This is a genomic window from Natronosporangium hydrolyticum, assembly GCF_016925615.1.
Lineage (GTDB): Bacteria > Actinomycetota > Actinomycetes > Mycobacteriales > Micromonosporaceae > Natronosporangium > Natronosporangium hydrolyticum.
This window is the reverse complement of the sequence record NZ_CP070499.1, coordinates 4,509,671-4,523,969: the sequence shown is the minus strand read 5'-3', so window position 1 is coordinate 4,523,969 and position 14,299 is coordinate 4,509,671. Positions and strand designations below refer to the sequence as shown.

The following is a 14,299-nucleotide window of genomic DNA, read 5'->3' as shown; positions in this document are numbered from 1 at the left end:
CGCGAAGGACTTTCCCCGGGCATGTGCGCTAGAATCATGTACATGACGACAATCCCGCTCGCCGAGGCCAGAGCCAACCTCTCCCGCCTGGTCGACGAGGCTGTGCGCACTCATGAGCGGGTGGAGGTGACGCGAAAGGGGCGGCGGGCGGCGGTGATCATGAGCGCGGACGACTACGACTCGATCATGGAGACGCTCGACATCCTGAGCGATCCGGAGCTGGTCCGCGAGATCCGGGCAGCAACGGCCGAAGCGGAGCAGGGCGAGGTATTCAGCCTCGAAGAGGTGACTGAGGAGATGCGCGCCCACGGGCGGTTGCCGCGGTGACCTACCGGATCGAGCTGACCAGGGCGGCCCGGAGGGCGTTGGTAAAAGATCTGCCCGAGGTCGCCGCGGTGGCCTGCTGGGAATTCATCCGGGGCCCGCTCAGCGAACATCCGCACCGGGTGGGCAAGGCCCTGCGTGATCAACTGGCGGGCCACTACTCGGCCCGTCGTGGCGAGTTTCGAGTCATCTATCAGATCTATGAGGATCGGGTCGTGGTCCGAGTCGTCGCCATCCGCCATCGCCGTGACGCGTACCAGCGGTGAATTGTCGCCGCGCCGGCGCTGGGGAGTCAGCCTCAGGGTCGGGGGGCGCCGTTGTTAAGCTGACCGGTGACGGTCTGGTAGGCGGTCTCGATGCGCGCGGCGAGCGCGACTGTCCCGTCGGTGAGGCCAGCCGAGTCGGGGGTGCTGAGCCGGATCCGGGTCTCGCCGTCGACTCGACGGATCTCCGGGCGGCACTGCAGCGCATCCGCGGCGACCTTGATCCGCTCGGTGAGCGCTGCGTGCTGGTTGTCGTCTATCGGTAGGGTGCGGGTGAGTTCCCGATCCTCGCGGGTCCACCCGTCGAGTAGCGCCAGCGCGTCGTGTAAGTAGTCGTCACGTCTGGTGTCCCAGGATGCGCGCATGCTAACCCTCCCCGGACGCCGTTGCTGGCTTGTGGCCAATTTGTCGCCGAACTGTCACCCTCGCCCTCAGTCTGCCGGGAGGCCGGCGTCCTGTCCACGGCTACATTTCCGGCGTCCGGGCACCATTGGGACACCGGACGCGGCCGACCCGACAGATTCTGTGGCACTGTTGTCTCTCGTGCGCAACGAACGGACGAGTCTGCTCCCGGTTATCGTCGGTGCCGCCCTCATCAGGGCGGGCCGACTGCTCGCCTGCGCCCGGGCTCGGCCGCCCGAGCTGGCGGGTTGGTGGGAGCTGCCGGGCGGCAAGGTCGAGCCAGGGGAGTCTGAGCGGGACGCGCTGCTGCGTGAGTGCCGGGAGGAGCTGGCGGTGCCGGTGATAGTCGGAGACCAGATCGGACCGACCGTCCCCATCCCGGGCCGGGAGGCGGTGTTGAAGGTCTATCTCGCTACGTTGGTCGGGGAGGCTGAGCCGCAACCATTGGAGCATGCCGAACTGCGCTGGTTGGCGCCGGACCGTTTCGACAGCGTCGCCTGGCTGCCGGCGGACGCACCGATCCTGGCGGCTATCCACGGCCTGCTGCCGGCGCCAGCCCACTGAGTTCGCGGGGAGCAGCGCGGTCCGGCCGACCGGCAGCATCGGCCGGATCAGGTGACCCAGCACCCGGTCCGGCCGACGGGACCACCACGATCGTTCAGGCCTGCGCCTGCCAGTACCGGTAGTTGAGCTGCTGCGGGTCGACCGGGAAGGTGACATCCTCGCCGAATGGCGAGGCCGGACCGGGCTTGTCGAAGCGGGTCTCCGTCATCGGCAGCTTGCCGTCCGCGTCTAGCACCGGTGGCTGCGGTGCCGGGATCTCCTGCGCGAAGCTCAGGCCACCGGGAGTGGGTTCGGCCGCGTAGTGGACCGGCCCTGCCTCCCCGCCCGGGGTTCCCGGGCTGCCTGAGACACCCGCGGCGGCGCTGCCCGCCGTTGCTTGCTGCTCCACCTGATCCCTCCGGAGAATCTTGCGACCGAGCCAGACCAGCGGATCATACCGCCGATCCACCACCCGCTCCTTCATCGGAATGATGGCGTTATCGGTAATTTTAATGTGCTCCGGGCACACCTCGGTGCAGCACTTGGTGATGTTGCAGTAACCGATGCCCTGCTGGTGGCTGGCCTGCTCGGCCCGGTCGGTGCGGTCGTCCAGTGGGTGCATGTCCAGCTCCGCGGCGCGGATGAACATTCGCGGGCCGGAGAACGCCTCTTTGTTCTCCTCGTGGTCGCGGATCACGTGGCACACCGTCTGGCACAGGAAGCACTCGATGCACTTGCGGAACTCCTGCGAGCGCTCCACATCGACCTGCTGCATCCGGTATTCGCCCGGGGCCAGCTCCGGCGGTGGGGCGAACGCCGGGGTCTCCCGGGCCTTGGTGTAGTTATAGGAGACGTTGGTGACCAGGTCGCGGATGATCGGGAAGGTGCGCAGCGGCGTCACCGTCACCGTCTCTTCCTCCTCGAAGGTGGACATCCGGGTCATGCACGCGAGCCGCGGCTTGCCGTTGATCTCCACCGAGCAGGAGCCGCACTTGCCGGCCTTGCAGTTCCACCGGCAGGCGAGGTCGGGGGTCTGGGTGGCCTGCAACCGGTGAATGACGTCGAGGACGACCTCACCCTCGTTGACCTCGACCTGGTAGTCGGTCAGCTCGCCACCCTCGGTGTCGCCCCGCCAGATCCGGAACTCACGCTTGCTCATCGGGTGCTCTCCTTCTCTGCCGAGTCCGACCCGCTGGCCGCGGGGGGAAGCTCTTCCTCGGTGTAATACTTGGCGAGCTCGTCGCGGTCGAACAGCCCCGCCAGCTCCGGCGGCAGCTCCGGCACCGGCTGCTGGGCCAGCGACACTCCGCCGTCTGCGGTCAGCGCGCAGACCAGGTTGACCCGGCGCCAGCTCGGGTCCATCTCCGGGAAGTCTTCGCGGGTGTGTCCGCCGCGGGACTCGTCCCGGGTCAGCGCTGCCCGGGCGATGCACTCCGAGACCACCAGCATGTTGCGCAGGTCCAGGGCGAGGTGCCAGCCGGGGTTGTACTGCCGGCCGCCGGCGGCGCCGACCTTCGCGACCCGTTCCCGTAGCTCGGCGAGGCGCCCCAGGGCGTCGGTCAGCTCACCCTTGCGGCGGATGATGCCGACCAGACTGTTCATCACGTCCTGCAGGTCCTGCTGCAGGGTGTACGGGTTCTCGCCGCCTTCGCGGGACAGCGGCGCCAGCGCCGCGTCCATCGCCGCGGTGACCTCTGCTTCGGCGACCTTCGGCCGTTGCGACCGGCCACCGGGGCCACCGCTGAGCGGGAAGTTGTCGGCGTACGCGGCGGCGTGCTCGCCGGCCCGCTTGCCGAAGACCAGCAGGTCCGAAAGGGAGTTACCGCCGAGCCGGTTCGAGCCGTGCATGCCGCCGGCGACCTCACCGGCGGCGAAGAGCCCTTCGACCTCGCCCACCGCGGCGGCGGAGTCGGCCTCGACCTCGATGCCGCCCATGACGTAGTGGCAGGTCGGCCCGACCTCCATCGGCTGCGCGGTGATGTCGACGTCGGCCAGCTCCTTGAACTGGTGGTACATCGACGGCAGCTTCTTGCGGATCACCTCGGCGCTCAGCCGGCCGGAGACGTCGAGGAAGACTCCGCCGGCGGGGCTGCCGCGGCCCGCCTTCACCTCGGAGTTGATCGCCCGGGCGACCTCGTCGCGGGGGAGTAGCTCCGGCGGGCGGCGATGGTTGTCCGGATCTTCGTACCAGCCGTCGGCCTCCTCCGGGGTCTCCGCGTAGTAGTTGCGGAAGACCGCGGGCACGTAGTCGAACATGAACCGCTTGCCGTCTTTGTTGGTCAGCACGCCGCCGTCGCCCCGCACCGACTCGGTGACCAGGATGCCCTTGACGCTGGGCGGCCACACCATGCCGGTGGGGTGGAACTGCACGAACTCCATGTTGATCAGCGTGCCGCCGGCCCGCATCGCCAGCGCGTGCCCGTCGCCGGTGTACTCCCAGGAGTTCGAGGTGACCTTGTAGGACTTGCCGATGCCGCCGGTGGCGAGCACCACCGCGGGGGTCTCGAAGAGGAGGAACTCGCCGGTCTCCCGCCGGTAGCCGAACGCCCCGGCGATCCGCTCGCCATCGCGCAGCAGCTCGGTGATAGTGGTCTCGTCGAAGACCTTCAGCCGGGCGTCGTAGCTGCCGGTGGCGGCGAAATCCTCCTGCTGTAGCGAGACGATCTTTTGTTGCAGGGTCCGGATCAGCTCCAGGCCGGTGCGGTCGCCGACGTGGGCCAGTCGCGGATATTCGTGGCCGCCGAAGTTCCGCTGCGAGATCTTTCCGTCTTTGGTCCGGTCGAAGAGGGCGCCGTAGGTCTCCAGCTCCCAGATCCGTTGCGGCGCCTCCTGGGCGTGCAGTTCGGCCATCCGGACGTTGTTGAGGAACTTCCCGCCGCGCATGGTGTCCCGGAAGTGGACCCGCCAACTGTCGTTGCTGTTGACGTTGCCCATCGCCGCCGCGGCGCCGCCCTCGGCCATCACCGTGTGCGCCTTGCCAAAGAGCGACTTGGAGATCACCGCGGTCTTCTTGCCGGCTAGCCGGGCCTCGATCGCGGCCCGCAGGCCCGCCCCGCCAGCGCCGATGACCACCACGTCGTACTGGTGTCGTTCGATGTTCTTCATCGTCTTGCCTCGCCTCGTCGCCGCTAGTTGAAGAACCGGAAGTCGCTGAACCAGCCGGCGGAAACGGCCATGACATAGAAGTCGGCGAACGCCAGCGTACCCAGGGAGAACCAGGCGAACTGCATGTGCCGGACGTTGAGCTTCGACACGAAGGTCCACCAGCGGTAGCGCAGCGGGCTGCGGGAGAAGTGCTTCAGCCGCCCGCCGGTGACGTGCCGGCAGGAGTGGCAGGAGAGCGTGTACGCCCACAGCATCGTCACGTTGAGCAGCAACACCAGGTTGCCGAGGCCGAACCCGAAGCCGTTCTCGGTGTTGAAGGCGAGGATCGCGTCGTACGTATTCAGCACCACGATCGCGGCCGCGACGTAGAAGGTGTAGCGGTGGATGTTCTGGAAGATCAGCGGGAACTTGGTCTCACCGCTGTAGCTCTTGTGCCCGTCCGGCACTGCGCAGGCCGGGGGCGACAGCCAGAACGTGCGATAATACGCCTTGCGGTAGTAGTAGCAGGTCAACCGGAAGACCAGCAGGATCGGCAGGCTGAGCATCGCGTACGGGAGCAGTGGATGGTCCGGCGTGAATCTGCCGAACACCGCCGCGCCCTCGATACAGCCGGTCGAAGTGCAGGGTGAGTAGTAAGGCGTCAGATAGTGGTACTCGCCCACCCAATAGTTGTCTTGCTGGAAGACGCGGGTGACTGAGTACGCGAGCCAGGCGATCAAGCCGGCAGCCGTTAACCCGGGGGCTAGCCACCACCGGTCTTTCCGTAGGGTCTTGGCCCCGATGGTGGCGCGGGGCGCCGCGACCACCGATGGCTTCTCTGCCGTCGTCATGCCCCTCTGCGCTCCCTTCCGAATCGCGGGACACGTTACGCGGCCATTGCCGCCTAGCGCCAGTGGGGCTACCCGGGTGTGATCTTTCGACGCGGCTGGGTTAGCCGGCGGCGCCACCGGTGAACCGCCACCCGGCCAGGTGCAGGCCGGGCGCCCGCCACCAGGCCACACCCCATGGGGTCGGCAGCACCGGGGCGGTCGGGCCGACCCCGCGGACCGCGCCCGGGGCCAGTGCCGCCGGGTACGACTGGGTGAACCGGAGGTTCTGCACCGGCCTGGTGATCTCGCCGTCTTCGATCAGCCAGACCCCGTTGCGGGTGAGTCCGGTCATCACCAGCCGCTTCGGGTCCAGCACCCGGGTGTACCACAGGTCGGAGACGAGCAGACCCCGGCCGACGCCGGCGATCAGTGGCACGGCGGCCGGGTCGACCGCGGCCGGCGCGGCGGCACCGGCGCCGCTGGTCGGATCCGGGCGCAGCCCCAGGTTGCCGGCGACGGCGCCCGGCAGCAGCGGGATCGGGCTGGTGTGGCCGGTGGCCACGGCGGGCGGCCCGGCCAGCGCGGCGCTGCGCCGATTGTGTGTCACCGCGCGGGTCACACCCTGCTCGACCAGGGTCAGCCGGCGGCGGACGGTCCCCTCCCGGTCGTACGTTCGGCCGGGCGACCCGGCGGCGTACGGGTCGTCCACGATGGTGACCGCGGGGTCGAACTGCGCTTCGCCCAGCTGGGCGAAGGACTGACCGTCGGCGTAGGTGCGGCCGTTGAACCCCCACGCCGCCAGGTTCGCGAGCACATCCGCCACCGCGCACGGCTCCAGCACCACTTCGTACTCGCCGGGCGGCAGTTCGATCGGGTCCTGCCCGGTGGCCGCCTTCGCCCCGGCCCGGCGGCCGAGCGCGGCCCCGTCGAGGTCGGTGAGTGAGACCGCGGCTTGTCGGGCGACGCCATCGCGGCCATGTTGCCGGGCGATCCCGTCCAGCGCCGCTTCGGTGGTCCGGGCGGTGACCGCGTGCCCAGCGGAGTTGACGAATGCGCCCTGCCAGCCCAGGGTGCGGCAGTAGCCGGCGGCGGTGGCGTCGGCGCCGACCGCGGCCACGAAGGCTCGGACCTGCTCCGCCCGGGCGCGCGGGTCGGCGTCGGCGGTCGCCTCGTCGTAACCGGCGCCGCCGGCCGCGAAGACCTCGCCGGCCGCGGAGGCCTCACCGGGCGGGGGCGGGGTCAGGCCGGGCCAGCCGGGCTCGGCCGGCGCCACCCGTACCGAGGCCACCGCCCGGTCGACCATCGCGTCGATCCCGGCTGGATTGCTGACGGTGGTGGAGGTACTGGTGGTGCGGCCGTCGAGGTGCAGCCGCAGCTGCACCGTGGTGGTGTCGTCGGTGACGTGCTGGTGGATCGCCGAGTTGGCGAACCGGGTCAGCGCCAGTTCCTGCCGGTCGACGCTGACCTCGATCTCGGCGTCGCCGCCGGCGCGGTCGGTGGTGACCGTCAGGACATGTTCGGCGAGCTGCTGCGGGGTCATCCGCGCACCCCCACCCGTACGTTGGTGAACCGGGCCGGCGCCGCCGGGTGCCCGGTGTGGCCGATCTGGCTCGGCTGGCCTTTGCCGCAGTTCGGGGTGCCCCAGGCGATCGACTCGGAGGAGAGCATGTCCATCGAGTTCCAGAAGCGTGGCCCGATGCCGGTGTAGGTCGGGTTGCGCAGCATCCGCCCCCGCTGGCCGTTCTTGATCTCCCAGCCGATCTCGCAGCCGAACTGGAAGTTGAGCCGGCGGTCGTCGATCGACCAGGAACGGTTGAAGTCCATCAGGATGCCGTCGTCGGTGTTCGCGATGATCTCCTCCAGAGTGTGCGGTCCAGGCTCCAGCCCGACGTTGGTCATCCGCACCATCGGCAGCCGGGCCCACCCGTCGGCGCGGACGCTGCCGCCGTAGCCGAGGCCGGCGACCGCGGCCGAGTCCCGACCGGCGAGTACGCCCACCCAGCGGCCGTCGCGGACCGCGTCCCGCGCCGCCGCCGGGGTGCCCTCGTCGTCGTAGCCGAACGAACCGAGCGCACCCGGGATGGTGGGATCGATGGTGATGTTCATCAGCTCCGAGCCGTAGCGCAGCGAGCCCAGCTGGTTCAGGTCCAGCCAGGAGGTGCCGGCGTAGGCGGCCTCCCAGCCGAGGATCCGGTCCAGCTCGATGGCGTGCCCGACCGACTCGTGGATCTGTAGGGACATCTGCTCGCCGCCGAGGATCAGCGCGGTCTCGCCCTCCGGGCAGAACGGGGCGGTCAGTAACGCCCGCGACTCCTCCGCCACCCGGGGCGCGTGGGCCAGGAAGTCCAGCTCGTCGATGAGCTCCCAGCCGCGGGTGCCGTACTGGCCCCGGAACGACGGGTAGGAGCGGCGCTGGCTCTCGGTCTCGCCGATCGAGGTGGCGTGGATCCCGCCGCCGCACTCCCGGATGTGCTGGTCGATCCGGTGTCCTTCGCTGGAGACGAACCACTTTCGGGTGTCCCAGATCTGGTAGGTGCCCGCGGCCTGGTCGGCGCCGTAGTCGCGCATCAGCTGGGTGGCCCGGACCAGCAGGTCGCCCTTGTCGGCCAGCGGCACCGCCAGCGGGTCGACCCGGCAGCCGGAGGCCCAGGAGTCGACCACCGCGGTGGCGGGCACCAGCGCCGCCGGCGGCCCGGGCACCGCGGCGCTCGCCTCGGCGATCGCGGCCGCGCGGGCGCCGGCCGTTCGGGCGGCGGCGTCATCGAGCTCGGCGGCGGCGTAGAACCCCCAGCCGGAGCCGACCAGGGCCCGGACTCCGAGCCCGACGCTCTCGTTCTGGCTCAGTGCCTCGATCTCGCCGTTGCGGGCACCCATCGACTCGTACCGGCGGTGCATCACCCGGGCGTCGGCGTATCGGGCGCCGGCGTCGAGGGCGGCCTGGACGGCGGCGCTCGCGGCGTCGAACTCACTCATGCGCGCCACCCTACCCGCCGGCTGATCATGGACTTAGGTTCATGATGGGGCACCCATCATGAACCTAAGTCCATGATCAACTAGGGGAGAGGTGGCGGTGCAGGAACTCCAGCTCGAGACGTTCCCGCTGGTCCGCTGGGGTGTCGGCGGGCAGCGTCTCGCCGACCGCGCCGCCGGCGCCGCCGGGCGATTCTCCTACCAGCAGCAGCGGGGCAGGCCCGCCGAACTCCCCGGCCGCGGCGACCAGACTGTGATGCCGGTAGACCTCCGACCCCTCGTCGGGCGCGCCGAGGTAACGCTCAGCTAGCACCGGGTCGACCTCGCCCCACTCCCGCACCGGCCGCACCGCGACCGCGCACCGGAACAGCTCCGGGCGGAGCAGGACCGCCATGGCGGCGAGCCAACCGCCGACCCCGGCGCCCCGCAGCCCCACCCGCTCCAGGTCGAGGTCCGGGTGCTTGCCGGCGAGCGCGGCGAGCGCATCGGCGAGGTCGCCGATGGCGAGGTCGACGAGCCGGCGGTGCACGACCTTCTCGAACGAGGGCGCCACCCCCGGCGTACCCCGGGGGTCGACCGCCACCACCGCGAAGCCGGCGTCGGCCCAGCGCTGCCGGTCGAACCAGTCGGCGCGGACCGCCCGGACCCCCTGCCGCAGCCCGGTGGTGTGCAGCAGGACCGGCAGCCGCCGGCCGGTGACGTACTGCCGGGGGTACAGCACTCCGGTGGGCAGCCGGCGGTCGGTCACCCGAGCCAGCTGGGGTTGTGGGCCCCGCAGCCCGGCCGCGTCAGCCGGCAGCCGCAGCTGCATCCGCCCACTGCCCGGGGCGGGAGTGGTGGCCAGCTCACCGACCTGCTGGCCGTGGCGCCAGATCGTCCAGCCAACACCGACCTGCTCCAGGGACTCGGTGCCGATCGCCATGGTGTCGCCGCCCACCGCACCGTGGTGCCAACCGGGGGCGGTGGTGACTCGTTGCGCATCCACCCCGCCGGTGCCCACGCCGGTGCTGACCCGGAACAGGTGCTGCTCGCTGGGCTCGCCGGCGGACCCCTCGACGAGCAGCTGCGCCCCGCCGGCGAGCCGACCCACCACCCGCCGCACGTAGAGCGAGGGCGGGGTGAGCAGGGTGCCGTCGGCGAACAGGCAGCGGGCGTCGTAGCCGTCGTGGGCCAACTCGCCGCCGACCAGCACCCGACCGTCGGGCAGGTGCCGGGGCGTGCCCGGCACCGGCTCCACCCAGCGCGGGTCGGCGAGTTCGGCGTGCACCTGGGTCTCGCCGGTCCGGGCGTCGACCGCCAGCACGAGGCCGTGTTGTTGCGGCCGGCGCAGCACTGCGATCAGCGGGTCGCGGTGGTCCGCCCAGCGCACGCTGACCAGGTATGGGTAGGTCTCGCGATCCCAGTGGACGTCGACCCAGCCGCCGTCGAGGTCCAGCAGGTGCAGCGAGACCTCCGGGCGGGACCGGGCGTAGTTGACCCGGGCGGCGAGCACGCTCTCCCCGTCGGGCGCCCACCACCAGCCCCGACCTCGCCGGAAGTAGCGGCGCGCGGCGGGCTCGGCCGAACCCCAGGTGAGGTACGGCAGGCCGCCGGCGGCCGGGTCGGGTTCGCCCGCGAGTAGCGTGTCGGCGCCGGTCTCGTCGATGACCCGGAGCCCGCCGCCGGTGAGGTAGCCGATCCGCCGGCCGGTCGGGTCGGGGCGCGAATCGGCGACCGGTCCGGGGGTGTCGAGCGCGGTGAGCCGGCCGGTGGCCAGGTCGGCGCGGTAGAGCTGGCCGTCGTGGTCCGCGGCCGCGACCGTGGCGGCGGCGTCGGTCGCATACCGGGTCAACCGCGCCGCCACACCGGTGACCGGCCGTTCGGTTGCCGCCGCCACGTCGTAGACCCAGAGGTCGCCGACGCGCAGCGAGACCACCCGGCTGCCGTCGGCCGCCACCGTCACCCGACTCGGCGCGCCGGGCGCCGGTCCGCTCTGCTCCACCTCCACAGTAGCCATGGTGCCCGGCGGCGGCGCCGAATGCGACCGGTTCCGGGTGTCCAGTTGCTGACCTGCGGCGAAGTACAGTGACCAGGTGAATGGAATCTTGTTTGTCCACGCCCACCCGGACGACGAGACGATCGGCACCGGTGCCACCATGGCGCACTACGCCGCAGCTGGGGTGCCGGTGACGCTGGTGACCTGCACACTCGGCGAGGAGGGGGAGATCCACCTGCCGGAGCTGGCGTTGCTGGCGCCGGACGCGGCCGACCAGCTGGGCGGGTACCGGATCGGTGAGCTGGCCGCCGCCTGCGCCGCGCTCGGCGTGGCCGACTACCGGTTTCTCGGTGGCGCCGGCCGGTACCGGGACTCCGGGATGATGGGCACTCCGGCCAACGACCATCCCCGGTGTTTCTGGCAGGCGTCGCTGGCGGAGGCGGCGGAGCAGCTACTGGCGGTGTTCCGGGAGGTTCGCCCGCGGGTGCTGGTCACCTACGACCCGAACGGGTTCTACGGGCATCCGGACCATATCCAGGCGCACCGGGTGGCGATGCGGGCGGCGGAGCTCGCGGCCGCTGAGGGGATCGGGCCGGCCAAGGTCTACTGGACCGCGGTGCCGAAGTCGGCGCTGGTCGCCAGCATGGCGGAGTTCCAGGGGGCGCCGGACAATCCGTTCGCGGACGTGGGCCACGTGGATGAGCTGCCGTTCGGGACGCCGGACGAGGAGATCGCGGCCCAGATCACCGCCCCGGCCGCGCAGGCGGCGAAGGCGGCGGCGATGCGGGCCCACGCTAGCCAGATCCCGGCCGACTCGTGGCTGCACACGCTCGCGGGGCGGGCCGACGATGGCTTCCTGGCGGTGGAGCACTTTCTGCTCGCCGCGGGCGAGCGGGGCCCCGGCAACGGTGCCCACGGCTGGGAGGATGACCTGTTCGCGGGGTTGAAGCCGCAGTGAGCGAGGCCGAGCTGGAGGTGGCGCCGGCGCCCCCGGCGGTCCCGGCGGAGCAGCGGTGGCCGCTGCTGGACCGGGCGCTGCGGGTCACCGGCGGCGGGCTGGCGTTGCTCGGTGGCCTGCTCACCGGGGTGCTGACGGTGCTGCTGGTGCCGTTGCGGGTCGCCCATGTGCCGTGGCTGGCGGAGTTGGCCGGCGACGCCCGGGGGCTGCGGGTTCCGGTTGCGTTGCTGGTCGCGGCCGGCGGGGCCGGGTTCCTGGTCTGGTTCTCCCGCCGGGCCACCGGTCTGCGCTGGGCGACGGCGTTGCCGCTGGCGGGCTGGTTCCTGGTGGTGGTGTTGACCCTGCGCGGCAGCGACGCGGGCGACCGGCTGATGGTCCCCGACGACTGGGTCGGCGCGCTGGCGCTCTTCGGCGGCACCCTGGTGCTGGTGGTGGGGGCGGTGATCGGCTTCGCGGCGGGCGGTCGTGGCCAGTGAGCAACGCCACTGCGCTGCGTTGCCGCGCCGGCACGGTGAGCTGCGACACCTCGGGTGGTGGTGGCTGTGTGCCGCCGGTGCTGGTGAGTAAAGACCGCCGGTTTGGGGGATCCGCCGATCCGGCCCCGATGGCGGGCACCGCGTAAGGTAGGGCTCGCGGCGCCGTTGACCGTGGCGCCCCACCCACGAGGACCCGGTTTTGTTGAAGATCATTAAGCTACCCCGCCTCTCCCGGACCCTGGTGCTGGTCCTGGCAGGGGTGCTGGCGGTGCTCGCCTCCGGCCTCGGTGCCACTACCGCCTACGCGTACGCCGGGGACGTCCCCCGTGGCACCACTGTGCTCGGCGTCGACCTGGGGGCGAAGAGCCACGACGCCGCCCGGCAGACGTTGCAGGAGGCGCTGGAGCAGCACGCGGACGAGTTGGCGGCGCCGGTGCCGGTCCGGGTCGGCGAGGTCGAGCTGGAGCTCGACCCGGCCGAGATCGGCCTCGCCGTAGATGTCGACGCCACGGTGGCGGCCGCCGCGGAACGGGTCGGGCCGTTCGCCGCGCTCTTCGGCACCCGCGATGTCCCGCCGGTGGTCACCGTCGACGAGGAGGCGCTGGAGGAAGAGCTGGCCGAGCCGGCGGCGGAGGCCGGTGCCTCGATGACCATGCCCGAGATCACCTTCGAGGGCACCGAGCCGGTGCCGGTCTACCCGGAGCCCGGGCTCGGCCTCGACCAGGAGCAGACCGTCCAGGCGCTCGCCGAGGGATGGCCGCAGGCCCTGGGCGACGCCGGCGGCTGGCGGCAGCCCGGGGTGGTCGCGCTACCGCTGGTCGAGATTCACCCGGTCACCACCGCCGAGGAGGTCGACCGGCTGGTCACCGAGGTCGCCGAGCCGGCGGTGGCCGCCCCGGTCGCGGTCACCAGCGATGGGCAGGAGTGGCAGGTCCCGCCGGCCGCGATCGCCGCCAGCCTCGATCTCACCGCCGACAAGCAGGGTGAGATCGTGCCGCGGATCGACGACGAGGCGCTGCGGGAGGCGCTGGCTGAGGAACTCGACGAGATCGAGACCGCGCCGGTCGACGCCACCGTGGCGCTGCGCAGCGGCGAGCCCACGGTGGTCGAGAGCGAGGACGGCGAGGCGGTGGAGATCGAGGCGCTCGCCGACGAGTTGCTGGCCGTGGTGAGCGAGCCCGCGCCGCGGACGGTGGCCGCCGAGATGACCACCGTCTCGGCCGACTTCACCACCGCCGACGCCGAGGACCTGGGCATCCGGGAGCAGGTCTCCAGCTTCACCACAAACTTCGAGGGTGGCCTGAGCACGCCCCGCAACCACAACATCGCCACCGTCGCGGACATGGTCGACGGCGCCGTGGTGTTGCCGGGGGAGACCTTCTCACTCAACGGTTACACCGGCGAGCGTGGTTACGACGAGGGTTTCCAGGACGCCCCGGTGATCCTCGACGGCCGGCTGCAGCCTGCGGTGGGCGGCGGGATCTCCCAGTTCACCACCACGTTGTTCAACGCGTCCTACTACGCCGGGCTGGAGGATGTGGAGCACCACCCGCACTCCTACCACTACTCCCGCTACCCGGCGGTGATCGAGGCGACGATCTTCTATCCAAGTCTGGACATGCAGTTCCGCAACGACACCCAGTACGGCGTGCTGATCGACACCTCCTACGACGACGACTCGATCACGGTGTCGATGTGGAGCACCAAGGTGTGGGACGACGTCACCACCGAGTGGAGCGACCGGCGCGAGGTGACCGAACCGGAGCGCCGGTACGTGGAGCCGGACGACACCTGCATCGAAACTCAGGGTATCGAAGGGTTCACGCAAGACGCCTGGCGCATTTTCCACCGGGACGGTATAGAAGTCAATCGAGAGAAGTTCACCTGGACGTACTCCGCGCAGCCGGAAGTCATCTGTGGCGAGGACCCGGACGACGACTGACCCGGCGGGGCAACGGCGGCCAGGACCGACGGTACGAGGTGGAGGGCGGATGAGGGAGCGGTTGCTGCGGATCGGGATCCTCGCTGGAGTCCTGTTCGCGGTCAACGTGGTGGGCCGGCTGATCGTGCGGATCGGCGGGGTCGAGGAGGTGACGGCCCAGCAGCGGTGGACCCTGGTCGCGTACGGGGTGATCGGTCTGGCGATGGCGGTCGCCGGGGTGAGCTGGGCCCGCCGGCGTCCGCTGGGGATCGTCGCCGCCGACCTGGCCGGCGCCGCGGTCGCCGCGGGGGTGCTGGTGCTCACCGTCGGCCCGTTCGTCAGCGGCACCACCCCGGCCGAGGTCGGTGCCGGCGACAGCTTCGAGGCGGCCTGGCAGTACGCCGGCTTCGCCGCCGGTGGCGCCGCCGTCGGCGTACTGCTGCTGACCATGCTGGGCCTGGACTACCGCTCGCAGTCGCTGAAGCGGTTCGCGGAGGCGAAGAGCACCCGGCCGGCCCGGCGGTACTGACCGGGCCCAGCGGTCCGGCTCAGT

The 14,299-nt window shown here is 71.2% G+C and carries 15 protein-coding genes; 8 read left to right on the top strand and 7 right to left on the bottom strand.

Annotated elements, in window-relative coordinates:
- Positions 1-42 precede the first annotated feature (42 nt).
- Together JQS43_RS20380 and JQS43_RS20375 are read left to right on the top strand one after the other, a co-directional pair.
- Complete coding sequence (locus JQS43_RS20380) at positions 43-327, top strand: type II toxin-antitoxin system Phd/YefM family antitoxin (RefSeq protein ID WP_239675981.1); 285 nt, start codon at positions 43-45, stop codon at positions 325-327.
- Positions 324-590, top strand: coding sequence for a type II toxin-antitoxin system RelE family toxin (locus JQS43_RS20375; protein ID WP_239675980.1), 267 nt, complete (start codon positions 324-326; stop codon positions 588-590). Before JQS43_RS20380 ends, JQS43_RS20375 begins: the two co-directional genes overlap by 4 nt.
- A gap of 32 nt (positions 591-622) precedes the next feature.
- On the opposite strand, the gene JQS43_RS20370 is transcribed toward JQS43_RS20375, so the two are convergent.
- Positions 623-952, bottom strand: a complete 330-nt coding sequence (locus JQS43_RS20370; protein WP_239675979.1) for a 4a-hydroxytetrahydrobiopterin dehydratase — start codon at positions 950-952, stop codon at positions 623-625.
- 178 nt (positions 953-1,130) lie between these two features.
- Between JQS43_RS20370 and JQS43_RS20365 the strand changes: the two genes are divergently transcribed.
- Positions 1,131-1,553: a (deoxy)nucleoside triphosphate pyrophosphohydrolase gene (locus JQS43_RS20365; RefSeq protein ID WP_239675978.1), complete on the top strand. Its 423-nt coding sequence runs from the start codon at positions 1,131-1,133 to the stop codon at positions 1,551-1,553.
- 94 nt (positions 1,554-1,647) lie between these two features.
- On the opposite strand, the gene JQS43_RS20360 is transcribed toward JQS43_RS20365, so the two are convergent.
- From JQS43_RS20360 to JQS43_RS20335, 6 genes are all read right to left on the bottom strand, one after another.
- The gene (locus tag JQS43_RS20360) at positions 1,648-2,691 is read right to left on the bottom strand and encodes a succinate dehydrogenase/fumarate reductase iron-sulfur subunit (RefSeq protein ID WP_239675977.1); all 1,044 of its coding nucleotides are present in this window, start codon (positions 2,689-2,691) and stop codon (positions 1,648-1,650) included.
- Positions 2,688-4,637, bottom strand: coding sequence for a fumarate reductase/succinate dehydrogenase flavoprotein subunit (locus JQS43_RS20355; protein ID WP_239675976.1), 1,950 nt, complete (start codon positions 4,635-4,637; stop codon positions 2,688-2,690). Before JQS43_RS20355 ends, JQS43_RS20360 begins: the two co-directional genes overlap by 4 nt.
- A gap of 23 nt (positions 4,638-4,660) precedes the next feature.
- Complete coding sequence (locus JQS43_RS20350) at positions 4,661-5,467, bottom strand: hypothetical protein (RefSeq protein ID WP_239675975.1); 807 nt, start codon at positions 5,465-5,467, stop codon at positions 4,661-4,663.
- A gap of 100 nt (positions 5,468-5,567) precedes the next feature.
- Positions 5,568-6,986 carry a TldD/PmbA family protein gene (locus tag JQS43_RS20345; RefSeq protein ID WP_239675974.1) on the bottom strand — a complete coding sequence of 473 codons (1,419 nt, stop codon included), beginning with the start codon at positions 6,984-6,986 and terminating at the stop codon, positions 5,568-5,570.
- Positions 6,983-8,419: a TldD/PmbA family protein gene (locus tag JQS43_RS20340; protein ID WP_239675973.1), complete on the bottom strand. Its 1,437-nt coding sequence runs from the start codon at positions 8,417-8,419 to the stop codon at positions 6,983-6,985. Before JQS43_RS20340 ends, JQS43_RS20345 begins: the two co-directional genes overlap by 4 nt.
- A 76-nt stretch (positions 8,420-8,495) precedes the next feature.
- A complete protein-coding gene (locus JQS43_RS20335; RefSeq protein ID WP_239679512.1) occupies positions 8,496-10,412 on the bottom strand; it encodes a S9 family peptidase in 1,917 nt (638 codons plus the stop codon).
- Positions 10,413-10,488: 76 nt separating this feature from the next.
- On the opposite strand from JQS43_RS20335, the gene mshB reads away from it, so the two are divergent.
- From mshB to JQS43_RS20310, 5 genes are read left to right on the top strand one after another with little or no spacing between them, the layout of a single operon-like run.
- Positions 10,489-11,349: an N-acetyl-1-D-myo-inositol-2-amino-2-deoxy-alpha-D-glucopyranoside deacetylase gene (gene mshB / locus JQS43_RS20330; RefSeq protein WP_239675972.1), complete on the top strand. Its 861-nt coding sequence runs from the start codon at positions 10,489-10,491 to the stop codon at positions 11,347-11,349.
- Entirely contained in the window at positions 11,346-11,825 is a 480-nt protein-coding gene (locus JQS43_RS20325) for a hypothetical protein (RefSeq protein WP_239675971.1), read from the top strand. The genes mshB and JQS43_RS20325 overlap by 4 nt, the downstream gene beginning before the upstream one ends.
- Positions 11,822-11,971 (top strand): hypothetical protein, encoded by a 150-nt coding sequence (locus JQS43_RS20320; protein WP_239675970.1) that lies wholly within the window; start codon positions 11,822-11,824, stop codon positions 11,969-11,971. Before JQS43_RS20325 ends, JQS43_RS20320 begins: the two co-directional genes overlap by 4 nt.
- 56 nt (positions 11,972-12,027) lie before the next feature.
- Positions 12,028-13,767, top strand: a complete 1,740-nt coding sequence (locus JQS43_RS20315; RefSeq protein ID WP_239675969.1) for a VanW family protein — start codon at positions 12,028-12,030, stop codon at positions 13,765-13,767.
- 49 nt (positions 13,768-13,816) lie between these two features.
- Positions 13,817-14,275 carry a hypothetical protein gene (locus tag JQS43_RS20310; protein WP_239675968.1) on the top strand — a complete coding sequence of 153 codons (459 nt, stop codon included), beginning with the start codon at positions 13,817-13,819 and terminating at the stop codon, positions 14,273-14,275.
- Positions 14,276-14,299 lie beyond the last annotated feature (24 nt).